Here is a 20,818-nt window from a genome sequence, read left to right as displayed (position 1 = left end):
CCCGTTCACTGTAACGGTCAGGGTTGACCGTTCGGTCGTGGTCGTCATGCCACCGCGATCGGCTCGGCGTCCACGGCGGGCGCGGCGTGGTCGAGGCCACGCCAGGCCGAGGCGAGCAGGTCCAGCGCGGTGTCCATCCGGTCCTTCCGCAGCGTGTAGGGCAGCCGGAGATGACGTTCGAACGCGCCGTCCAGGCCGAACCGCGGGCCGGCCGCGAGCAGCACGTCGGACCGCCGGGCCGCCACCGTCAGCCGGCTGGAGGCGGCCTCGTCGAGCTCGACCCAGAGGCAGAGCCCGCCGCGGGGATGCGACGGCCGCCATCGGGGGAAGGCCTCGGTGAGCCTCTCGAGCAGGTGGTCACGCCCGGCGGCGAGCGCGGGCCGCCGGGCTCCGGAGATCGCCTCGACGTCGGCCAGCAGCCGCGCGACGACGAGTTGTTCGAGGATCGGACCGCCCAGGTCGACGGAGGCCCGCAGTGCGGCGAGCCTGCGCACCATCGGTGCCGAGGCGCGGATCCAGCCCACCCGTAGCCCGCCCCAGAACACCTTGCTCGCCGACCCGATCGTGAGCACGAGCGGCGAGTCGGCCGCGCCGTAGGACGCGACGGGCGCGACGGAGGGGCCGTCGAGTGTCAGCTCGGCCAGCGTCTCGTCGATGAGCAGTGGGGTGCCGGTTCGCCGGGCGAGGTCGACGAGCCGCTCGCGACCCGAGGGGTCGAGCAGCGCGCCGGTGGGGTTCTGGAAGTCCGGGATGATGTAGGCCAGGCGGGGCGCGACGTCGCGCACCACGGAGGTGAGCAGGTCGAGGTCCCAGGTGCCGGTGCCGTCCGGGTGCGGGCCCATCGGGACGGGCACGGCGCGAGCCCCCCGCGTCGCGACCGCATCGAGGGCGTTCGGGTAGGTCGGGTGCTCCACGAGCACGCGGTCACCCGGCGCGGCCAGCGCGGTGATCGCGAGCGAGATCGCGTGCTGGCCGCCGGCGGTGACCAGTACCTGGTCGGGGCTCGTGGGCAGACCGCGCGTGGTGAACCGCTCGGCGATCGCGGAGCGCAGTGCGGGCAGTCCGACGAGGTCGTAGCCGTGCCCTCCGAGGTGCGCGTCGAGATCGTGCACGGCCGCGGCGGCCGCGGTGCGCAGGTGCTCCGACGGCGCGGGGAGGGCGGCGTGCGCGAGGTCGAACAGCGAACGGTCGCTCTGCGGCGAGAACGGTGACAGCTTCTCGGTGCCGGGGACGTCGGCGGGAAGCCGGGTCCAGCTGCCGGCGCCACGTCTGCTGCGCAGCACGCCCGCGTCGCGCAGCGCGTCGTAGGAGGTGGCCACGGTGGTGCGGCTGACCTCGAGAGCCGTGGCCAGCTCCCGCTCGGCAGGCACCCGCGTATGGAGCGGTAGCCGTCCGTCGAGCACGAGGAGCCGGATCCGGTCGGTCAGCGCCCCGGCGAGTCGTCGGCCGTCGGGCGGACGCCAGTCGCCCAGCAGCCGGGCAAAGCTGCGCGCTCCGATGCGGCGTCCGACGTCGTCCGGGTCCACCCATGCCACCTTCGCGGAATTGGCCATGTCCAAGCAGGCCAATCCTACCCAGACTGGGTCCATGGAGATGACCCCGTGGTTGCTGCTCACCGTTCTCGTCGTGATCGCGATCGCGGCCCCGCGCTACGGCGTGGACAGCAGGTTGCCCGCGCCGGGCGACCTACCGGCGCCGCGGCCCCGGCATCGGGTGCGGGACGACCTCACCTCGATCGCCCACGCCGCCCGTCAGGCGTTCCCGTCCCACCGCCTGCGGGGGTAGTCGCGGCGGCAGCCACTCTGCGTGATCCGGTCACGCATCCAGGAGGTCGGCGCGGCCTGCCTCCTGCAGCTGAGCGCGGTACGGGCCGAACATCCCCTTGGCCATCGGCAGCACCTTCAGCAGCTTCGCGACCGGCCCCTTGGCCCGGACGTCGCCCTTCGCCAGTGCCACCGGGAGGATCACCTTGCCGAGCCAGAACCGGTTTCCGGTGTCGGCCGTCATGAACAGCTCGATGTTCGGCGCGGGCCCCGTGCCTGCGCCCTCGTAGATCTCGGAGTTGGGCATGTCGACCGTGATCACCGCGTCCGGATCCGTGTAGGTGATCCGCAGGACCACCCCCGACGGGCGCAGTTTCTCCACCAGGGCCGGGTCCTCCATCCCCCGGCGGAAGATCCCCCCGAGGAACTCGTAGACCTCGGCCTCGTCCCGGAACGCCGCCACGGTGCAGGTCCTCTCACTCGACGTCGATCAGCCGAAGTCTCACGGACGGGGACATGGAGCGCGACCCTGCGACCGGGCCACCCGCGGCCCGTGCGGGCCAGCGCGGGCTCCGGCGCCCCGGGTCAGCTGCAGACGGAGACCAGTGCCCGATCGAACGCGTCGGCGTGCAGCGCGTCGAAGTGGTGCGCCGGGCCGGCCCGATGTCCGACGGATCGCAGCTGCGATCCGCAGTCCGCGCCGCTGCGGACCTCCTGGGTCGCCGCCAGCTCACGGACCAGACCGGTGGTGATCCCGTCGAGCACCGGACGGACCTCGTTCAGGTCGGCCCGGGTGGTGGGTGCTTCGTCGGGGTGGGCGGTCCACCGGGAGAAGATCCCGTACTGCACGGCCTTGCCGGCCTGGATCTGGTCGCTGAACACCGTGCGGGTCGCATCCGGGTCGAGCTGGTGCTGGGTGGCCAGCGTGGCGGCGGTGTCGAGCACGACCTTCTCCCGCGCGAGATCCTCGATGGGCGAGGTCGTGCCGAACTTCGCCGAGGCGACGGTGTCGGCGGTCTCCAGCCGCTGCGCGACGAGATCGACCAGCGGCCCGAGCTCGCCGAATTCGTGACCCGCCGTGGCCGGGGTGCCCGACCGCGAGGTGGAGGCGCTCGCCGTCCCCGCTGCGCCGAGGCCGACCGCGAAAAGTAGAAATGCGGATAACAGGACGAAATTCCGGACGGAGCAGGAGTTCCGTTTCATCCCCACGACTTCAGCGGATTCGGCCGTCGTTGTCCAGCAGGCCGTAGCGCCCGGCGAGAGCCGCCGCCTCGATCCGGTTGGCGGCGCCCAGCTTGTGCAGCAGGGCGGCGATCATCCGCTTGGCGGTGCGCTCGCTCACCAGCATCGGCTTGGCGATCTCGCTGGTCTCCAGGCCGCGGGCGAGCAGTGCCCACAGCTGCAGGTCCCGCCCGTCCAGGCGCTCGACGATGCCGTCCCCGGTGCGGTCACCCGCCTCGAGCAGGGCGTCGAGCAGGTCGGCCGGAACCACGCGCACCCCGGCGGCGATCGTGAGCAGTGGCGCGACGAGCACCTCGGGATCGGCCGACTTGCCGAGGAAGCCGGTCGCCCCGGCCCGCAGTGCGGCCGTGGCCAGCCCCAGGTCCTCGGTGCCCGAGAGCGCGAGCACCCTGGTCGCGGGATACGCCGCCGTCAGCCTGCGGATCGTCGTCACGCCGCCGAGCGGGGGCAGCGCGAGATCGACGATCGCGATGTCGGCGGCCTCCCGGCCGACGAGAGCGACGGCCTCCTCGCCCGCCGTCGTCGATCCGGCAACGACGAACCTGTCGCCCGCGCGCGACTCCAGGAGCAGCGCCAACCCCTGCGAGAAGAGGGCGTGGTCGTCGACGATGACCACGACGTACCGGCCGTCGCGCACGGGACCGCACTGTAGTGCGGGGCGCCCCCGTGCCGGGATCGCGCCCGGACAGGGCGAATTCGGGCATATGCCAGCACTGTCGCCAATGTGCGGCAAGATCGCGGGCAGCGTCGGGAAATCGTATCCTCGGAAACGGGAAAGGTCGGCACTTCTGCGTTGTGCAAGGGTGCTCGTCGTCGGCGGGTTCCCGGAGGAGAAAGACATGAGTGACGGCGGGCACGACGTCGAGTTCCCGGCCGGACCGTTCGACCTGACCACCGAGCTGGAGCGGTTCCGCGTCCTGCGGGACTCCGTCGTTCCCGTGGATGTCGTGGCCCGGATGGACCGGGCCACCGCCGAGCTGGTGGCGTCGGCGCTCGCCGATCAGGTGCCCGCCGTGGGGGACGCGGCGCCCTCGTTCCGCCTGCCGAACGCGACGGGAGCCGAGATCTCGCTCGACCGGCTGCTCGCCGAGGGACCAGTGGTCGTGGCGTTCTACCGGGGGGCGTGGTGCCCCTTCTGCAACCTCGAACTGCGCGCGCTGCAGCAGACCCTGCCGCAGACCACGGAGCTCGGGGCCGCACTCGTCGCGATCTCACTGCAGACCCCGGACAACTCGCTGACCATGGTGGAGAGGCACGATCTCGAGTTCGAGGTGCTCAGCGACGTCGGGGGAGAGGTGACGCGGTCCTACGGGCTGGAGTTCCGGCTCCCGGAGTACCTGCAGGAGGCCTACGAGCAGCTGGGGCACCCGCTTCCGAAGTTCAACGGCACCGACCAGCACACCCTGCCGATCCCGGCCACCTTCGTGGTCGACCGCGACTCGATCATCCGGTTCGCCTACGTCAATCCGAACTACATGCACCGGGCCGACCCCGCCGACATCCTCGCGGCGCTGCGCTCGATCTCCTGACGCCTCCGCGCCGGCCAGGTGGCGCCGCCGGTGGGAGATGCTGGCGCCGTGCACATGGACGGCGCCGTCCGCGCCCTCTCGTCCCTCGAGGAGCGCACCGCCGTCCTCATCCGCCTGTTCGTCGTCTGCTCGGTGGGGCTCGCGCTGGTGGTCGGTCCCGAGCTGGCGCGCGGGCGAGGAGCGGTGCTCGGCTGGCTCGTGCTGGCGACGCTCGCCTACGCCGTCGTGCTGGCGGTGGGCGAATGGCGCGAGCGGCGGTTGCTCCCGCCGTGGCTGGCGACGTCGATCGACGCGGTGCTCGCACTGGCCGCCTGCGGGCTGACGGGCGGGGCGGCCAGCATCATGGTCGCGATCCTGCCGCTGGTGGTGATCGCCGCTGCCGTGCGCGGCGGGGCGGTGATCGGGAGGCTCGCCGCGCTGGGGGTGGGCGCCGGGTTCACGGTGGGCGCCGTACTGGGGTCGGACCAGGCCGTGCCGCCCGTCGAGCGATGGCTCGCCGGAGCGTGGTGGACGGGCTACCTGGTCGCCGCCGCGGTGCTGGTGGGGGTGCTGCTGCGGATGCTGGAGAGCCAGCTCGACGCGGCCGCGGTGTCCCGGGCCATGGCGCTCGCCGAGCACGAGGCCGTCCTGGAGGAGCGTGACCTGCGGGCCCGGCTGCTCGCCGCTCAGGAGGCCCGGATGGACGGGGTTCGTGTCGTGCTCCACGAGTTCCGCACACCCGTCGCGTCCCTCACCGCGCTGACCGCCGACCTGGCGGCCGACCGGCTCTCCGGGGACGCAGGGCGCACGGCCACCCGGCTGCTGGCCGAGCACGCCGTGCACCTGCGCGACATGCTCGACGGGCTCGCCGACGTCGCAGTGCGGGACGGTTCCCCGCTGGGCGGCGTGCGGGAGCGGCCGGTGCGGCTCGTCGAGCTCGCCGAGGCCGTGCTCGACGCGGCCGGGGTGGAGCCGGCGCGGCGATCGGCCCGGGTCACCCCGCCGGACGCGGTGGTGCGCTGCGACCCGCAACGGCTGCGCCGGGTGCTCACCAACCTGGTGGAGAACGCCGCCCGGCACAGCGGGGACGCCGTCGTCGAGCTGGAGCTGGGGCACGCCGACGGGCGGCTGGTGGCCGAGGTGCGCGACCGCGGGCCCGGTCTGCCGCCCGGCCAGGAGGGTGTGGTGACGGCGAAGGGCGTCGCGCTCGGCGACCGCCGGGGCACGGCCGGGATCGGGCTGTGGATCGTCGAGGCGCTGGTGGCGGCGATGGACGGCGAGCTGCACCTGCTGCCCCGGGACGGCGGGGGCCTGGTGGCCCACCTGGAGCTCCCGCTCCCCGCCAACTGACGGGAACGACGCCGCGGCACGCTGGCACCCAGGGGCCACGGCAGGAACCCGTGGCCCGGTGCGGCGTGCAGTGATCCACGCCATGCTGCCCGCATGAAGACCACGGCAGCGGTACTCCGGGAGCTGGGCGGCAAGTGGGAGGTCGAGGAGGTCGAGCTCGACCCTCCCGGCCCTGGCGAGGTGCTGGTGGAGCTGGTCGCGAGCGGGCTGTGCCACTCCGACGAGCACATGGTCACGGGCGACCTGCCCGCCGCGTTCCCGATGGTCGGGGGGCACGAGGGCTCCGGGCGGGTGCTCCAGGTCGGCGCCGGCGTCACCGAGGTGGAGGCGGGCGACCCCGTCGTGATGACCTTCCTGCCCTCGTGCGGCCGGTGCAGCTACTGCGCGCAGGGCTTCACCTCCCTGTGCAACGACGGCGCGGGCGCGATGCTCGGTCCGCAGCTCGACGGCACCTACCGCTTCCACGACGCGAGCGGTGCGGACCTCGGGCAGATGTGCCTGCTGGGCACGTTCGCGCGGCACACCGTGGTGCCGGTCAAGTCCGTCGTGAGGATCGACGAGGGCATCCCGCTGGAGCTCGCCGCGCTCGTCGGCTGCGGGGTCACCACCGGGGTCGGCTCGGCGGTCCGTACGGCCGACCTCCGGGTCGGTGACACGGCCGTCGTCATCGGGGTCGGCGGGATCGGCGCCAACGCCGTGCAGGGCGCGAAGCTGGCGGGCTGCCGGTACGTGATGGCCGTCGACCCCGTGGAGTTCAAGCGGGAGAAGGCGCTGGAGCTGGGGGCCACCCACGTGGCGGCCGACATGGACGAGGCATGGGCGACGGTCTCCGAGCTGACGCGTGGCCGGCTCGCCGACGCCGCCATCCTGACCACCGGCGTGGCCGAGGGGAGCTACCTCCAGCCCGCGCTGCAGCTCGTCGGCAAGCGCGGCCGGGTGGTCGTCACGGCGCTCGGCCACCCCGACGAGGACACGGCGTCGCTCTCGCTGCTCGAGCTCACCCTCTACGAGAAGCAGATCCGGGGTGCGCTGTACGGCAGCTCCAACGCCCAGCACGACGTGCCGCGCCTGCTGGAGCTGCACCGGCTGGGCCAGCTGAAGCTGGAGGAGCTGGTGACCAGGACGTATGCGCTCGACGAGATCAACACGGGCTACCAGGACATGCGCGAGGGCCGCAACATCCGTGGCGTCATCCGGTACTGATCCAGGCAGGGACCACAGCAAAGGAGCTGACGGTGACCGACGGTCGATCGACGGAGCACGGCAGGCGTACCGCGTTCGCCACGCTGCAGCGTGGCGGGCTCAACTTCGACTCGTTGCCGATGCGGCTGTTCACGAAGGGCAACGCGCGGCACTGGAACCCGGCCGACATCGACTTCAGCCAGGACGCGCGCGACGTCGCCGACATGACCGAACACGAGCGCTGGTGGACCTGCACGCTCGCCGCGCAGTTCCTGGCGGGCGAGGAGTCGGTCACCGTCGACCTGCAGCCCTTCGTGGCGGCGATGGCGGCCGAGGGCCGCATCGCCGACGAGATGTACCTGACCCAGTTCGTGTACGAGGAGGCCAAGCACACCGAGGCGTTCCGCCGGTGGTTCGACGCCGTCGGGATCACCGACGACCTGCACTCGCACGTCGAGTCGAACCCCCACTACATGGAGATCTTCGCGCGCCGGCTCCCGGAGAGCCTGCATGCGCTCGCCGACGACCCGTCGCCGCGTAACCAGATCCGGGCCTCGGTCACCTACAACCACATCGTCGAGGGCACGCTCGCGCTCACCGGCTACTTCGCGTGGGCGAAGGTGTGCTCCAGCCGCGGGATCCTGCCCGGCATGCAGCAGGTCATCAAGCTCATCGGCGACGACGAGCGGCGGCACATGGCCTGGGGGACGTTCACCTGCCGCAGGCACGTCGCCGCCGACGACAGCCTGTGGGACGCGGTGGACGAGCGGATGCAGGAGCTGCTCGTGCCCGCGATGGGCGTGGTCACCCACACCTTCGAGGAGTTCGAGGGCGAGGAGCCACCGTTCGCCGTGGATCTGAACGAGCTGGCCGAGTACGCGATGGACAAGCTCGGACGCAGGCTCGGCGCCATCGAGTCGGCGCGGGGGGCGGACGTGCGAGCCATCGACGTCGACACCGCGCCCGAACATCTGGAGGAACGGTTCCACGCCGAGGATCTCGCGAACAGCCCCCTTGCCGCCGTCTGACCGGCTCCCGGTAGCACCCGGTCGGGAGCCCCCCGGCCGGGTGATTCGCGAGGATGACCATGGCGTACCGTGCCCGAGTTCCGGCGGATGGTTGACGCTGATACGTCCGTACGGAGCAACCCGTTCACAGGATATGACCAGCGAGTAACCGACGTCACGAGGTCTCGTTGACCCATCGTGGGCAGCCGGCCGGCCCCTTCAGCCGGGTCGGCCCGCTCCCGATGAGAAGGTCTGGAGGCACCGATGACCGGCGTCGAGGTCAAGGTGGAAGGGCTGTCGAAGTCCTTCGGCCGCGCCAACATCTGGTCCGACGTGACCCTCACGCTGCCGCCCGGTGAGGTGTCGGTGCTCCTCGGCCCGTCCGGCACCGGCAAGTCGGTGTTCCTCAAGACCCTCATCGGTCTGCTGAAGCCGGAGCGGGGCTCGATCGTCATCCACGACACCGACCTCGTGCGCTGCTCCGAGTCGCGGCTCTACGAGCTGCGCAAGCTGTTCGGGGTGCTGTTCCAGGACGGCGCGCTGTTCGGTTCGATGAACCTCTACGACAACATCGCGTTCCCGCTGCGGGAGCACACCAAGAAGTCCGAGGCGCAGATCCGCGACATCGTCGCGGAGAAGATGGAGATGGTCGGCCTCACCGGTGACGAGCGGAAGCTTCCCGGCGAGATCTCCGGCGGCATGCGCAAGCGGGCCGGGCTGGCGCGGGCGCTGGTGCTCGACCCGGAGATCATCCTGTTCGACGAGCCGGACTCCGGGCTCGACCCGGTGCGCACCGCCTACCTGAACCAGCTGATCATCGACCTCAACGCGCAGACCGACTCGACGTTCCTGATCGTCACCCACGACATCAACACCGCGCAGACCGTGCCGGACAACATCGGGATGCTCTACCGCAAGCACCTCGCGATGTTCGGGCCACGCGAGGTGCTGCTGACGTCCGAGGAGCCGGTGGTCTCCCAGTTCCTGAACGGGCGCAGGGAGGGGCCGATCGGCATGTCGGAGGAGAAGGACACCGCCCAGGCGGCCCGGGAGATGGAGGAGGCGGGGGAGCTCGCAGGCCTGCCGCCGCTGAAGCCACAGCTGCAGCCGAGTCCTGGCGTCGCGGAGCGCAAGGCCGTCGGCAGGCGCCGGGAGCGGGTGCTGCAGATGCTCCACACGCTTCCCCCCGCCGCCCAGCAGGCGATCCGGGAGAGCTACGCCGAGGACCCGCTGCCCCTACGACGCCCCGCCGAGCCGCCGGCCGCAACGCCGCCCTCGTCGAGGAGGTGGCGGCGGCAGAGCGCCCCGGTGCCGGGCTATCCGCCACGGGCGCCGGGGTACGGCCCCGAGTCCGACGGCTTCGACGCCTTCGACCCCGGCTACGGCGGCGGTGACCAGGGCGGCGCCTCGCCGTCGCGCCCGGACAGCCCGCCCCCCTCCGCCGGCCCCGGCCGGCACCGGCACTGAGACGGCGACGATGACCTCACCCGCCCCGATCACGCGCGCTCTCACCCCGGTCGGTCGGCTCTTCGGACTCGGCGTCGACGTGGTGCGCAACATCTTCCGGCCACCGTTCCAGCTGCGTGAGTACATCGAGCAGACCTGGTTCGTCACCAAGGTCTCCGCGCTCCCCACCGCCCTGTTCACCATCCCCTTCGGCGCCACGATCGCGCTGCTGCTGGCCGACCTCACCCGCCAGTTCGGCGCGCAGAGCCAGACCGGTGCGGGCAGCGTGCTCGCGATCGTCCAGCAGGCCGCCCCGATCGTCACGGCGCTGCTGATCTCCGGGGCAGGCGGCAGCGCGGTGTGTGCCGACCTCGGGGCGCGGACGATCCGCGAGGAGATCGCCGCGATGGAGGTGCTGGGCATCTCGCCGATCCAGCGGCTCGTCGTTCCCCGGGTGCTCGCGATGGCCACCACGGCGGTGGTGCTCAACGGGCTGGCCACGGTGGTGGGTGTCGGCGGCGGCTACTTCTTCAACGTCGTGGTGCAGGGCGGCACCCCGGGTGCGTACATCGCGAGCTTCTCCGCGATCGCGCAGGTCTCCGACATCGTGGTGAGCGAGATCAAGGCGGCGCTGTTCGGCTTCACCGCAGGCGTCGTCGCCGCGTTCCGGGGGCTCAACCCGCCGCCCGGGCCGAAGGGCGTCGGGGACGCCGTGAACCAGTCCGTGGTCATCTCGTTCGTGCTGGTGTTCCTGATCAACCTGGTGCTGACGTCGCTGTACCTCGAGCTCGTCCCGCCGAAGGGGTCGTGACGTGGCGTTGCTGAACGGCAGGGCCCGCCGCGTGCTCGACGCACCGCTGCACGTGCTCGACGAGCTGGGCGAGCAGCTCTCGCTCTACGCCCGCGCGATCGTGTGGATCCCGCGCACGCTGCGCCGCTACCGAGCGGAGATCGCCCGGCTGCTGGCCGAGGTGAGCTTCGGCTCCGGCGCGCTGATCGTCATCCTCGGCACGGCAGGCGTCATGCTGTCGCTGTCGCTGTTCGTCGGCAGCCTGGTGGGTCTGCAGGGCTTCCGCGCGCTGGACTCGCTCGGGGTCGAGGCGCTCACCGGCTTCATCACGGCCTACTTCAACACGCGCGACATCGCCCCGCTCGTCGCGTCGGCCGCGCTCACCGCCACCCTCGGTGCCGGGTTCACCGCCCAGCTGGGCGCGATGCGGATCTCCGAGGAGGTCGACGCGCTGGAGGTGATGGCGGTGCCCAGCGTGCCGTTCCTCATCACCACGCGCGTGATCGCCGGGGTGCTCGCGATCATCCCGATGTACACCATCGGACTGCTGGCGAGCTTCGGTGCCTCCCGGCTCAACGTCACGCTGATCAACGACCTGCCCGGCGGCACGTACGACCACTACTTCGATCTGTTCCTGCCGGTCAGCGACGTGCTGTACTCGTACCTCAAGGTGATCGTCTTCGCCGTCGTGATCATCCTGATCCACTGCCACTACGGCTACAACGCCAAGGGCGGCCCTGCGGGCGTCGGCATCGCCGTCGGGCGCGCGGTGCGCCTGTCGATCGTCAGCACCGCGATCCTCGACTTCTTCCTCACGCTCGTCATCTACGGCACCTCGACGTCCGTGAGCGTGGCCGGATGACCGCAGGGGGAACGTCGTGAAGCGCAGGCTGCAGGGGCTCGCGTTCGTCGTGGTGCTGCTCGCGATGGCCGGGCTCGCCGTCGGCAGCTACGCCGGTGCCTTCTCCGACGACGTGCCGGTGACGCTGAAGGTGGACCGGGTGGGCACCCAGCTCGTCCCGCGGGCGGACGTGAAGGTGCGCGGGCTCAACGTCGGCACGGTGCGGTCGGTGAGCACGGACGGCTCCGGTGCGACGGTGCAGCTGGCCCTGGACCGGGACAAGATCGCGCAGATCCCGCGCGGCGTCTCGGCGCGCCTGATCCCCAAGACCCTGTTCGGGGAGCGGTACGTGTCGCTCGTGCCGCCGAGCGGGGCGGCGGGTCCGCCGCTGGCCGCGGGTGACGTCATCCCCCAGGACCGCAGCGCGGCGGCGCGCGAGGTGGAGCGGGTGCTCGACGGGCTGCTCCCGCTCCTGCAGGCCGTGGAACCGCAGGACCTCGCGACCACCCTGGGTGCGCTGTCGCAGGCACTGTCCGGTCGCGGGGAGGACCTCGGCACGACGCTGGTACAGCTGCAGAAGCTCACCGGCGGTCTGCGCCCCGCGGTCCCCGACCTGCAGGAGGACATCACCCAGCTCGCCGACTTCGCGGGGAACCTGAACCAGGCCGCCCCCGACCTGCTCGACGCGCTCGACGACTTCAGCGTCACGAGCCGCACGATCGTGGAGCAGCGCCAGCAGCTCAACGACCTGCTCACGGGCGTCACCCATGCCTCGGACGACCTGCGCGGGTTCCTCGTGGCCAACCGCGAGAACCTGATCGGGCTGGCCGCGTCGAGCCGGCCCACGCTGGAGAGCCTGGCGCGGTATGCGCCGGAGTTCCCGTGCCTGTTCGGGCAGCTCGCCGGGCTCGTGCCGCGTGTCGACGAGGCGTTCGGGGTGGGCACCGACAAACCGGGGCTCCACGTCACGCTCGAGATCGTCAACAACAACGGCAAGTACGTGCCCGACCAGGACGAACCGCGCTACCTCGACGACCGGGGCCCGCGCTGCTACCCGATCCTGCCGCTCGGCCCGCAGCAGCCGCCGGGCGGAGCGTTCAAGGACGGGTCGAAGCCGCCGCCCGTGCCGGCAGGCTCGCCCAAGGGCAGCGCGGCGGACTTCGGCGCGATCCCCACCGCGTTCTCGGACGGTCCGGCCGGATACACCGGGATGGGCCTGCCCAACTCCCCGGGCGAGCAGCAGATCGTCGCCGAGCTCACGGCCGCCCGTGACGGCTCGGCGCCCGCCGCGGTGCCGGGCTGGAGCAGCATGCTGGTCGGCCCGCTCTACCGCGGGACCGAGGTGGCGTTGACGTGAACCGGATCCCGTTCGGGCCGCTGATCAAGTTCACCGTCCTGACGGTCGTGGTCGCGCTGGCCACCACGGTCCTGGCGCTGACCATCGCGAACGCCTCGCCGGGAGAGCACACGTCCTACACGGCGCGCTTCACCGACGCGTCCGGCCTCCTGCCCGGCGACGACGTCCGGATCGCGGGGGTGGTGGTCGGCACCGTCGACGACGTCCGGATCGTCGACCGGCGGGTCGCGGAGGTGGCCTTCAGCGTCGCGCGTGACCAGCGGATCCCCGCGTCGGCGACCGCGGCGATCCTCTATCGCAACCTGATCGGCCAGCGCTTCCTGTCGCTGGCGCTGGGCACCGGGCCCACCGGCGCGACACTGCCCGCGGGCGGGACGATCCCCCTGGACCGCACCCGGCCGCCGCTGAACCTCACCACCCTGTTCAACGGGTTCAAGCCCTTGTTCGCGGCACTCGACCCGCAGCAGGTCAACCAGCTGTCCTTCGAGATCATCCAGGTCCTGCAGGGGCAGGGCGGCACGGTGCAGAGCCTGCTCGCGAGCACGTCGTCGCTGACCAACACCCTCGCCGACCGCGACGAGGTGATCGGGCAGGTCATCGACAACCTCAACGCGGTGCTCGACACGGTCAACTCGCGCGACCAGGAGCTGTCGGGCCTGATCAGCTCCCTGCAGGCGCTCGTCTCTGGCCTCGCCGAAGACCGCAAGCCGATCGGGGACGCGATCGTGTCGATCGGCAAGCTGACCACGGTCACGTCCGGTTTCGTCGAGGAGGGGCGGCCCGCACTGCGCCAGGACATCGCCGTACTCGGCGACCTGGCCGGCAACCTGAACGACCAGGCGCCCAAGCTGGAGCAGACGCTGCTGAACCTGCCGGGGAAGCTGGAGACGGTCTCCCGGGCGGGCAGCTACGGCAGCTGGTTCCAGTTCTACCTGTGCGGCCTCACCGGCTCCGTCGGGCTGGAGCCCTACCTCCCGACGGCCGAGATCCCGGCCTTCAGCAGCGCCTCGCCGCGGTGCGGCCCGGACCCCGACGGCGTGCAGGGCCAGCAGCCCGCGCTGCTCGGGGGCATCCCGCCGGCCGCCGCCGGACCGGCGGCTCTCCCCGCACTGCCCCCCGCGTTGTCGTTGCCGGGAGACCGCTGATGTCCGAGCAGCGCAACCCGGTGCGGACCGCGGTGATCGGCCTGCTGGTGATCGTGCTCGTCGTCGTCGCCGCGTTCAACGCACCCCAGCTCTTCGGCGGCGGCACCTCCTACCGGGCCGAGTTCAGCGAGGCCGCCGGCCTCACCTCGGGTGACCTCGTGACGATCGCGGGCGTCGAGGCCGGCCGCGTCGGGTCGGTCGAGCTGGCGGGCGACCGGGTTCTCGTCAGTTTCACGGTTTCCGACGCCTGGGTGGGCGACCGCACCTCCGCCTCCATCGAGATCAAGACGTTGCTCGGCGCGAAGTACCTGGCACTGGACCCGCAGGGGGACAACGCGCTCGCCCCCGACGCGGTGATCCCGCTGGCCCGCACCGCGTCCCCGTTCGACGTGGTGGAGGCCTTCGACGGGCTCTCCGGCACGATCGACCAGCTCGACACCAGGCAGCTGGCGCAGAGCCTGGACACGCTCGCGGACACCTTCCGGGACACCGCGCCCGAGGTCCGCGGCGCGCTGGACGGCCTGTCGCGTCTCTCCACCACGATCGCCAGCCGCGACGACGAGATCCACAAGCTGCTCGCAGGCACCCACAACCTGTCCGGCGTGCTGGCCGACCGGAACGACGAGTTCGAGAAGCTGCTCTCGGACGGCAACCTCCTGCTCGCCGAGATCCAGAAGCGCAAGCAGGCGATCAGCGCGCTGCTGGACGGCACGCGCGAGCTGTCGGAGCAGCTGCGGGGCCTGGTGGCCGACAACCGCGACCAGCTGCGGCCCACCCTGGAGCAGCTCGACCGGGTGGCGGCGCTGCTGCAGCGCAACCGCGACTCCCTCGACAACGGGCTGCGGCTCGAGGCGGTGTTCGTGCGGCTCTTCACCAACGCCGTCGGCAACGGCCGCTGGTTCGACAACTACGTCTGCGGGCTGGTGCCGCCGACCGTCGGCCCGATCAACCCGGGGGGGTGCTGATGACGGGGCCCACCGAAACCGACCGCCGCCAGCTGCAGTTCACCGCGCTGGCCGCCGTGGTGGCCGTGCTGTTCGCCGGCGGGCTCTACCTCGTGCTCCAGCCGCCCGGGCGGCTGGTCACCGCCTACTTCACCTCGGCCGCCGCCCTGTTCGAGGACAACTCCGTGCGGGTGCTCGGCGTGCCGGTCGGCACGATCACCGAGGTCGAGCCGCAGGGCACCCAGGTTCGGGTGGAGATGCGGATCACCGACAGCGCGCTCAAGCTGCCGGCCGACGTGCGCGCCGTGGTGGTCTCGCCCAGCCTGGTCACCGGCCGCTACGTCCAGCTCACCCCCACCTGGTCGAGCGGACCCGAACTGGCCGACGGGGCCGTCATCACGCGCGAGCGCACCGCCGTCCCACTCGGGGTGGACGACCTCACCCGCGCGGCCACCGACCTCGCGAACGCGCTGGGGCCGAACGGCGTCAACGCGAAGGGGGCACTGTCCGACGTGCTCGACGTCGGAGCGGAGAACCTGGACGGCAACGGACAGCAGATCAACGACACGATCCGCAACCTCGGTGAGCTGTCCGGCACGCTGGCGAGCTCGCGCGACGACCTCTTCGGCACCGTCACCGAGCTGCAGAAGTTCACGTCCATGCTCGCCGAGAACGACGACCAGGTGCGGGAGTTCAACGGCAGGCTCGCGGACGTCTCGGGCTTCCTGGCCGACGAGCGTGGCGATCTCGGCACCGCCGTCTCGGAGCTGTCGATCGCTCTCGGCGAGGTGGCGGACTTCGTGCGCGACAACCGGGCTTCCCTGCAGTCCAACGTCGACAAGCTCACCGACGTCACGGCGGTGCTGGTCAAGCAGCAGAAGGCGCTGGCCGAGATCCTCGACGTCGCCCCGGCAGGCCTGTCCAACCTCGCCAACACCTACAACGGCTCGTCCGGCACCCTCGACACCCGGGCCGACGTCAACGAGCTGTCGCTACCGCCGATCGTGCTGATCTGCCAGGCACTGAAGCGCGGCACGCCTGCCGACCTGCCACCGGACCTCGCCGACACGTGCTCCCAGCTGGAGCCCGTGCTGTCCGGTGCGGTGCCGCTGCCCAGCGCCGCCCAGGTGCTCACGGCGCTGCAGTCCGGCCAGGCGCCACCGGTGCCCGGGCTGGCGCTGCCCACCGACCCGGCACCCCGGCCGTCGGGAGGTGGTAGGTGATGCGCCGCACCGGCCTCCGGCTCGTCGCGCTCGCCACCGCGGTCGCGCTGCTCACCAGCGGCTGCGGGGTGCTCTCCGGCGGCCTGCGCGGCGTCGACCTGCCGGGAGGCGCGGCCCTCGGCTCCGACCCGTACCGGCTCACCATCGAGTTCTCCGACGTCGTCGACCTGGTACCGCAGTCGCTGGTGAAGGTCGACGACGTCCCGGTCGGCACGGTCACCGACATCACCGTCGGCCCGACCTGGACGGCCATGGTGAGCGTGCTCGTCAACCGTGACGTCGAGCTGCCCGCCGACGCGCTGGCCCGGATCCGGACCACGAGCCTGCTCGGAGAGAAGTTCGTGGAGCTCGCCGCGCCCCAGGAGGCCACCGGTACGCCCACGCCGCCGAGGATCGCCGACGATGCCACCATCCCGCTCGCCCGCACCAGCAGGGGAGCCGAGGTGGAGGAGGTGCTCGGCGCGCTGTCGCTGCTGCTCAACGGCGGTGGCATCGCGCAGATCCGCACCATCTCCAGCGAGCTCAACAAGGCCCTCACCGGCAACGAGCCGGAGATCCGCGCGCTGCTCGACGACCTGGACAACCTGGTCGGCGCACTGGACGACCGGAAGACCGAGATCACCCGTGCGCTCGACGAGATCAACCGCCTGTCGTCGACGCTGAACGACCGCCGGGGCCAGATCGAGACCGCGTTGGACGACCTCGCGCCCGGCCTCGAGGAGCTGGAGGCCCAGCGCGGGCAGCTCGTCGACATGCTGCAGGCCCTCGACCGGCTCTCCGGCGTGGCCACCGACGTGATCAACCGCAGCCGGGACGACGTGCTCGCCGACCTGAAGCTGTTGCAGCCCACCCTGGGCAAGCTGGCCGAGTCCGGCCCCGACCTGGTCAACTCGCTGGAGATCCTGCCGAGCTTCCCGTTCACCGACGGCTCGGTGGAGGGCTTCGCGGGCGACTACGTCAACCTCTACATCCGCGCCGACCTCGACCTCGGCCACATCCTGGCGAACCTCGCACGGTCCAACCAGCCCTTCCCCGGCCCGGACGGCCCGATCCCCGGGCTGCCGCCCACGTCCGAGCTGCTCGGCCCCCTGCTGGGCCCCACCGGTCCCGCGCTCCCGCAGTTCCCGCTGCTCGGCGACGACGGTCCGTTGCCGCTGCCGCTGCCCGGGCGGGTGGGCGAGTCCCCGACCTCCGGCTCACCGGTCCCACCGACCGACACCCCGGAGCCCACCGAGGACGGCGGACTGCTCGGTGGTCTTCTCGGGGGCAACAGATGATCACCCGGACGGTACGGCTCCAGCTCATCGCATTCTTCCTGGTCACAGCTCTCGGCGTCGGATACGCGGGGTTCCGCTACGCCGGGTTCGGCGACCTGTTCGGCACCACGACCTACCCCGTGCGCCTGCAGCTGGCCCAGTCCGGGGGCATCTTCACCGGCGCCGACGTCACCTACCGCGGCGTCTCCGTCGGCCGCGTCGGCCCGCTGACCCTGACCCCCGACGGCGTCGAGGCGCGGCTCGACATCGACCGCAGCGCCCCGCCCATCCCGGCCGACCTCGACGCCGCGGTGCACAACCTCTCCGCGATCGGCGAGCAGTACGTCGACCTGCAGCCCACCACCGACGCGGGCCCGGTGCTCGCCGCCGGATCGGTCATCCCGGTGTCCCGGACCAGCACCCCGGTACCGATCGAGGACCTCGTCGTGAGCCTCGACGACTTCGTCCGCTCGGTACCGCTGGACTCCCTGCGCACCGTGGTCGACCAGCTCGGCACCGCCTTCGACGGCACCGCACAGCCCTTGCAGAAGATCCTCGACACCACCAACGCGTTCACCGGCGATGCCGTCGACGCCATGCCGCAGACGCTGGCGCTGATCCGCGACGGCCGCACCGTCCTCACCACGCAGAACGACGTCGCCGGCTCGTTCCAGAGCTTCAGCCACGACCTCGCGCTGCTCGCCGAGCAACTGAAGACCTCGGACCCGGACCTGCGCCGGTTGCTCGTCACCGGCCCGGACGTGTCGAACGAGGTGGTCGGCCTGCTGCAGGAGAGCGGCCCCGGGCTCTCGCAGCTCGTCGCCGACCTGCTCACGGTCTCGCGGGTGGCCGAGCCGCGCCAGGACGCCTTGCGCCAGCTGCTGGTCACCTATCCCGGAGTGGCGTCCAACGGCTACAGCGCCCTGCCCGGCGACGGCACCGGCCATCTCGGTCTCGCGGTGAACGTCTTCGACCCGTACCCGTGCGCCCAGGGCTACGAGGGCACCCAGCACCGCGCCGGTGGCGACGTCGAGCCGGTCCCGCTCAACGAGGACGCCTACTGCGCGGAACCCCCCGGGAGCCCCATCAACGTCCGTGGCGCACAGAACGTGCCGCGCGCGGCCACCCCGCAGGCACCCGCCGACGCCCAGGTCGGGCCCACGGGGCCGCTGCCTGCCGGATCGGCGCCCGTCGACTCCACTCCGCCACTGAGCTCCCCGGCCCAGATCCTGCTCGGCTGACCCGTCCCCCGACGGCTGGAGGTTCCCGTGACCGTTCTCGACGACCCGCCCGCGCCCCCGTCGCCCCCCGCGGCGCGGCTCGTGAACCCGGCACGGGCGCTCGCGCTGCTGGTGGCGGTGGCGGCGCTGGCCGCGGCGTTCTTCGGCGTGCGGTGGGCGCTCGCGCTGGGGGACGACGGCCTCGAGCTGGCCCGGGAGCGCGACATCGTGCTCGTCGACGCGCAGCAGGCGGCCATCAACCTGAACAGCCTCGACTTCACCCACGTCGACGCGGGCCTAGACCTGTGGGAACAGACCTCCACCGGCCCGTTGCTCGACGAGTTCCGCGCCAACCGCGCCGAGTACGACAAGGTCGTCACGGACTCGAAGCGGGTCACCACGGCCACGGTCGCCGACGCCGCCGTGGCGGAGCTCGACGTCCGCGCCGGCACGGCCCGCGTGCTCGTCGGGGTGGACGTCGAGGTCGTCCCGCAGGGACAGGACCCCGTGGTCACCCGCCAGCGCCTGCAGCTGGAGATGACCCGCACCGATGCGGGCTGGAAGGCGAGCAGGCTCGCCCCGGTCCGTGCCCCGGCGAGCTGAGAGCAGGAGGCGTCACCATGCCCCCCCGTCCCCGAGTACCGAGACCCCCCGCGGGCTCGATCCGCCGCCCTCGGGTGGCCGGCGTGGCCCCTGCCGGGAACCGCGTCACCACCGGCGCCGACCGGCCCGGCACGGACGCCGCCGCAGCAGACCCGGAGGCGCTCAGCGGTCGCGTCGCGCTCAGCCCGGGGAGCCGGCCACCAGCCGGGCAGGCCCCGGTTACTGCTGACCGGAATGCCGTCGACCTGGACACCGTCGCCCTGGAGACGGTCGACTCCGGCGCCGCGGACCCGGAGGTCGACCACGGGGCGGACACGGAGAAGGAGCCGGGCCGTACGGCCGGGATCCTCCGCCGTCCGAAGCGCCGTCGGGACCTGGCCGTGGACACGGAGGTGGCGTCGGAGTCCGACGCCCCCGCGGCCGGCTCGGGTGAGGCAGGCAGGCGCTCCCTGCGGGTGCCGCTGCTCGCCGTCGCGCTCGTGGTGCTCACCGGCCTCGCGGTGTTCTTCGGTCTTGCCGACGCGCGGCTGCGCCACACCCCGTCCGCGGCCAACACCGCGCTGGTGGACGTCGGCGCCACGGCCGAGGCAGCCGGACAGCTCACCGACGCGCTGCAGACCGTCTACTCCTACGACTTCGCCCGGCTCGACGAGAACGAGCGCGCCGCCCGTGCCGTCATCACGCCGGAGTTCGCCGAGCAGTTCGACAAGCTGTTCGCCCAGGTCCGTGAGCTCGCGCCGCAGCAACAGGCCGTGGTGTCGGCCACGGTCACGGTGGCCGCCGTCAAGGAGATCACCGGCGACCGAGCGGTGCTGGTGGCGTTCATGGACCAGCAGGCCACCCGGGCCGCCGCGGGCGACGACGGCAAGGCCACCCAGCTCGCCGCGGCCGGACGGCTCACGGTCACCGGGGAGAAGATCGACGGTCGCTGGAAGATCGGCGCGGTGGAGAGCAGGTGATGCCGGTCCTGCGGGATCATCGAGGTGGCTGCCGCGCAGGCGGCGGAGTCCCTGCTGACGCTCGTTGCCGAGCGACCGGAACCCGGTGTCGGCCCGCGCCGTCCGTCGCGTACCCTGGATGACGGTTCCACCGAAGACCGCAGGTCTACGCCGCCGACGAGCGATCGGCGCCGGCGTACGAAGGTTCCGCGACAGCGGCCGGCCCGCGCAGGAGGACGAGGTCACCGCGAGGTGCGCTGTTGCGCGCCGTCTGCCACGCCCCGTGCGCTTCTGCGCCGGGGCGTTCGTCTTCTCCCGGGTCCGTCGACGGTGGGTCAGTCACGTGCACGACCACCCCGACAACCGAGAGGAGGCAAGGGATGGCCCGATCTGACAAGGTCACGGCGGTCGACGAGATCGCCGAGAGGTTCCGCGGCTCGTCCGCCTCGGTGGTCACCGAGTACCGCGGCCTCACCATGTCCCAGCTGACGACGCTGCGCCGCTCGCTGGGCGAGGGAGCCACCTACCGCGTCGCCAAGAACACCTTGGTGAAGCGAGCGGCCGAGGACGCCGGCGTCGAAGGTCTCGAGGAGCTGCTCGTCGGCCCCACGGCGATCACCTTCATCACCGGTGAGCCCGTCGACGCGGCCAAGGCGCTGCGCGACTTCGCCAAGGCCAACCAGGCCCTGGTGATCAAGGGCGGCTTCATGGACGGTCGCACGCTGACCGTCGCCGAGGTCAACCAGCTGGCCGACCTCGAGTCGCGTGAGGTCCTGCTGTCCAAGCTGGCCGGCGCGATGAAGGGCACCATGGCCAAGGCCGCAGGCCTGTTCGCCGCTCCGGCGTCGCAGGTGGCCCGCCTGGCGCAGGCCCTGGCCGACAAGCGCGCGGACGAGGGCGGTGCGGCTCCGGCAGGTGCCGACGCCGACACCACCGACGCCACCGAAGCTCCGGCCCCCGCCGAGAGCTGAGCACCACCCCATCTGCGTAGTTCCACCCCAAG

The 20,818-nt window shown here is 72.1% G+C and carries 21 protein-coding genes; 17 read left to right on the top strand and 4 right to left on the bottom strand.

From position 1 onward, the window contains the following. Nucleotides 1–44: 44 nt before the first annotated feature. Complete coding sequence (gene yczR / locus AC5L35_RS16655; RefSeq protein ID WP_495060543.1) at nt 45–1,553, bottom strand: MocR-like transcription factor YczR; 1,509 nt, start codon at nt 1,551–1,553, stop codon at nt 45–47. Nucleotides 1,554–1,587: 34 nt separating this feature from the next. On the opposite strand from yczR, the gene AC5L35_RS16650 reads away from it, so the two are divergent. Further along, entirely contained in the window at nt 1,588–1,785 is a 198-nt protein-coding gene (locus tag AC5L35_RS16650) for a hypothetical protein (RefSeq protein WP_495060542.1), read from the top strand. A gap of 30 nt (nt 1,786–1,815) precedes the next feature. Here the strand turns inward: AC5L35_RS16650 and AC5L35_RS16645 are convergent, their stop codons facing one another. From AC5L35_RS16645 to AC5L35_RS16635, 3 genes are all read right to left on the bottom strand, one after another. Beyond that, on the bottom strand, nt 1,816–2,226 hold the full coding sequence (locus tag AC5L35_RS16645; protein WP_495060541.1) for a sterol carrier protein: 411 nt from the start codon (nt 2,224–2,226) through the stop codon (nt 1,816–1,818). A 122-nt stretch (nt 2,227–2,348) separates the two neighbouring features. Beyond that, nucleotides 2,349–2,966, bottom strand: a complete 618-nt coding sequence (locus tag AC5L35_RS16640) for a chorismate mutase (RefSeq protein WP_495060719.1) — start codon at nt 2,964–2,966, stop codon at nt 2,349–2,351. A gap of 10 nt (nt 2,967–2,976) precedes the next feature. Next, nucleotides 2,977–3,642: a response regulator gene (locus AC5L35_RS16635; RefSeq protein WP_495060540.1), complete on the bottom strand. Its 666-nt coding sequence runs from the start codon at nt 3,640–3,642 to the stop codon at nt 2,977–2,979. 202 nt (nt 3,643–3,844) lie between these two features. On the opposite strand from AC5L35_RS16635, the gene AC5L35_RS16630 reads away from it, so the two are divergent. The 16 genes from AC5L35_RS16630 (at nt 3,845) to rplJ (ending at nt 20,786) form a co-directional block, all read left to right on the top strand. Beyond that, nucleotides 3,845–4,534, top strand: coding sequence for a peroxiredoxin-like family protein (locus AC5L35_RS16630; RefSeq protein WP_495060539.1), 690 nt, complete (start codon nt 3,845–3,847; stop codon nt 4,532–4,534). 30 nt (nt 4,535–4,564) lie between these two features. Continuing rightward, entirely contained in the window at nt 4,565–5,863 is a 1,299-nt protein-coding gene (locus tag AC5L35_RS16625) for an ATP-binding protein (protein WP_495060538.1), read from the top strand. 93 nt (nt 5,864–5,956) lie between these two features. After that, entirely contained in the window at nt 5,957–7,066 is a 1,110-nt protein-coding gene (locus tag AC5L35_RS16620) for an NDMA-dependent alcohol dehydrogenase (protein ID WP_495060537.1), read from the top strand. 32 nt (nt 7,067–7,098) lie between these two features. Further along, nucleotides 7,099–8,073 (top strand): R2-like ligand-binding oxidase, encoded by a 975-nt coding sequence (locus AC5L35_RS16615; protein WP_495060536.1) that lies wholly within the window; start codon nt 7,099–7,101, stop codon nt 8,071–8,073. Nucleotides 8,074–8,316: 243 nt separating this feature from the next. Beyond that, nucleotides 8,317–9,519: an ABC transporter ATP-binding protein gene (locus AC5L35_RS16610; RefSeq protein ID WP_495060535.1), complete on the top strand. Its 1,203-nt coding sequence runs from the start codon at nt 8,317–8,319 to the stop codon at nt 9,517–9,519. Between the two features lie 10 nt (nt 9,520–9,529). Continuing rightward, complete coding sequence (locus AC5L35_RS16605; RefSeq protein WP_169399971.1) at nt 9,530–10,309, top strand: MlaE family ABC transporter permease; 780 nt, start codon at nt 9,530–9,532, stop codon at nt 10,307–10,309. 1 nt (nt 10,310) lies between these two features. Then, complete coding sequence (locus AC5L35_RS16600; protein ID WP_169399972.1) at nt 10,311–11,150, top strand: MlaE family ABC transporter permease; 840 nt, start codon at nt 10,311–10,313, stop codon at nt 11,148–11,150. Between the two features lie 16 nt (nt 11,151–11,166). Then, nucleotides 11,167–12,486 (top strand): MCE family protein, encoded by a 1,320-nt coding sequence (locus AC5L35_RS16595; RefSeq protein WP_495060534.1) that lies wholly within the window; start codon nt 11,167–11,169, stop codon nt 12,484–12,486. After that, a complete protein-coding gene (locus AC5L35_RS16590) occupies nt 12,483–13,631 on the top strand; it encodes an MCE family protein (protein ID WP_495060533.1) in 1,149 nt (382 codons plus the stop codon). The genes AC5L35_RS16595 and AC5L35_RS16590 overlap by 4 nt, the downstream gene beginning before the upstream one ends. After that, complete coding sequence (locus AC5L35_RS16585) at nt 13,631–14,596, top strand: MCE family protein (RefSeq protein ID WP_495060532.1); 966 nt, start codon at nt 13,631–13,633, stop codon at nt 14,594–14,596. Before AC5L35_RS16590 ends, AC5L35_RS16585 begins: the two co-directional genes overlap by 1 nt. Next, nucleotides 14,596–15,798 carry an MCE family protein gene (locus AC5L35_RS16580; RefSeq protein WP_495060531.1) on the top strand — a complete coding sequence of 401 codons (1,203 nt, stop codon included), beginning with the start codon at nt 14,596–14,598 and terminating at the stop codon, nt 15,796–15,798. The genes AC5L35_RS16585 and AC5L35_RS16580 overlap by 1 nt, the downstream gene beginning before the upstream one ends. Then, on the top strand, nt 15,798–17,075 hold the full coding sequence (locus AC5L35_RS16575) for an MCE family protein (protein ID WP_495060530.1): 1,278 nt from the start codon (nt 15,798–15,800) through the stop codon (nt 17,073–17,075). The genes AC5L35_RS16580 and AC5L35_RS16575 overlap by 1 nt, the downstream gene beginning before the upstream one ends. Then, complete coding sequence (locus AC5L35_RS16570) at nt 17,072–18,295, top strand: MCE family protein (RefSeq protein ID WP_495060529.1); 1,224 nt, start codon at nt 17,072–17,074, stop codon at nt 18,293–18,295. The genes AC5L35_RS16575 and AC5L35_RS16570 overlap by 4 nt, the downstream gene beginning before the upstream one ends. A gap of 27 nt (nt 18,296–18,322) precedes the next feature. After that, complete coding sequence (locus AC5L35_RS16565; RefSeq protein ID WP_495060528.1) at nt 18,323–18,877, top strand: Rv1363c family protein; 555 nt, start codon at nt 18,323–18,325, stop codon at nt 18,875–18,877. A gap of 83 nt (nt 18,878–18,960) precedes the next feature. Beyond that, nucleotides 18,961–19,836 carry a hypothetical protein gene (locus tag AC5L35_RS16560; protein ID WP_495060527.1) on the top strand — a complete coding sequence of 292 codons (876 nt, stop codon included), beginning with the start codon at nt 18,961–18,963 and terminating at the stop codon, nt 19,834–19,836. Nucleotides 19,837–20,195: 359 nt separating this feature from the next. After that, on the top strand, nt 20,196–20,786 hold the full coding sequence (gene rplJ, locus AC5L35_RS16555) for a 50S ribosomal protein L10 (RefSeq protein ID WP_495060526.1): 591 nt from the start codon (nt 20,196–20,198) through the stop codon (nt 20,784–20,786). Nucleotides 20,787–20,818: the final 32 nt, after the last annotated feature.

The sequence above is a fragment of the Pseudonocardia sp. OZ21 genome (assembly GCF_059359135.1).
Note: the sequence above shows the minus strand (reverse complement) of the source record. Positions and strands in the feature narration are given on the sequence as shown.

Excerpts from the sequence above, each read along its gene's own strand:
- yczR (WP_495060543.1), bottom strand. The coding sequence starts at position 1,553 with ATGGCCAATTCCGCGAAGGTGGCATGGGTGGACCCGGACGACGTCGGA.
- AC5L35_RS16650 (WP_495060542.1), top strand. The coding sequence starts at position 1,588 with ATGGAGATGACCCCGTGGTTGCTGCTCACCGTTCTCGTCGTGATCGCG.
- AC5L35_RS16640 (WP_495060719.1), bottom strand. The coding sequence starts at position 2,966 with ATGAAACGGAACTCCTGCTCCGTCCGGAATTTCGTCCTGTTATCCGCA.
- AC5L35_RS16630 (WP_495060539.1), top strand. The coding sequence starts at position 3,845 with ATGAGTGACGGCGGGCACGACGTCGAGTTCCCGGCCGGACCGTTCGAC.
- AC5L35_RS16620 (WP_495060537.1), top strand. The coding sequence starts at position 5,957 with ATGAAGACCACGGCAGCGGTACTCCGGGAGCTGGGCGGCAAGTGGGAG.
- AC5L35_RS16610 (WP_495060535.1), top strand. The coding sequence starts at position 8,317 with ATGACCGGCGTCGAGGTCAAGGTGGAAGGGCTGTCGAAGTCCTTCGGC.
- AC5L35_RS16605 (WP_169399971.1), top strand. The coding sequence starts at position 9,530 with ATGACCTCACCCGCCCCGATCACGCGCGCTCTCACCCCGGTCGGTCGG.
- AC5L35_RS16585 (WP_495060532.1), top strand. The coding sequence starts at position 13,631 with ATGTCCGAGCAGCGCAACCCGGTGCGGACCGCGGTGATCGGCCTGCTG.
- AC5L35_RS16580 (WP_495060531.1), top strand. The coding sequence starts at position 14,596 with ATGACGGGGCCCACCGAAACCGACCGCCGCCAGCTGCAGTTCACCGCG.
- AC5L35_RS16575 (WP_495060530.1), top strand. The coding sequence starts at position 15,798 with ATGCGCCGCACCGGCCTCCGGCTCGTCGCGCTCGCCACCGCGGTCGCG.
- AC5L35_RS16570 (WP_495060529.1), top strand. The coding sequence starts at position 17,072 with ATGATCACCCGGACGGTACGGCTCCAGCTCATCGCATTCTTCCTGGTC.
- rplJ (WP_495060526.1), top strand. The coding sequence starts at position 20,196 with ATGGCCCGATCTGACAAGGTCACGGCGGTCGACGAGATCGCCGAGAGG.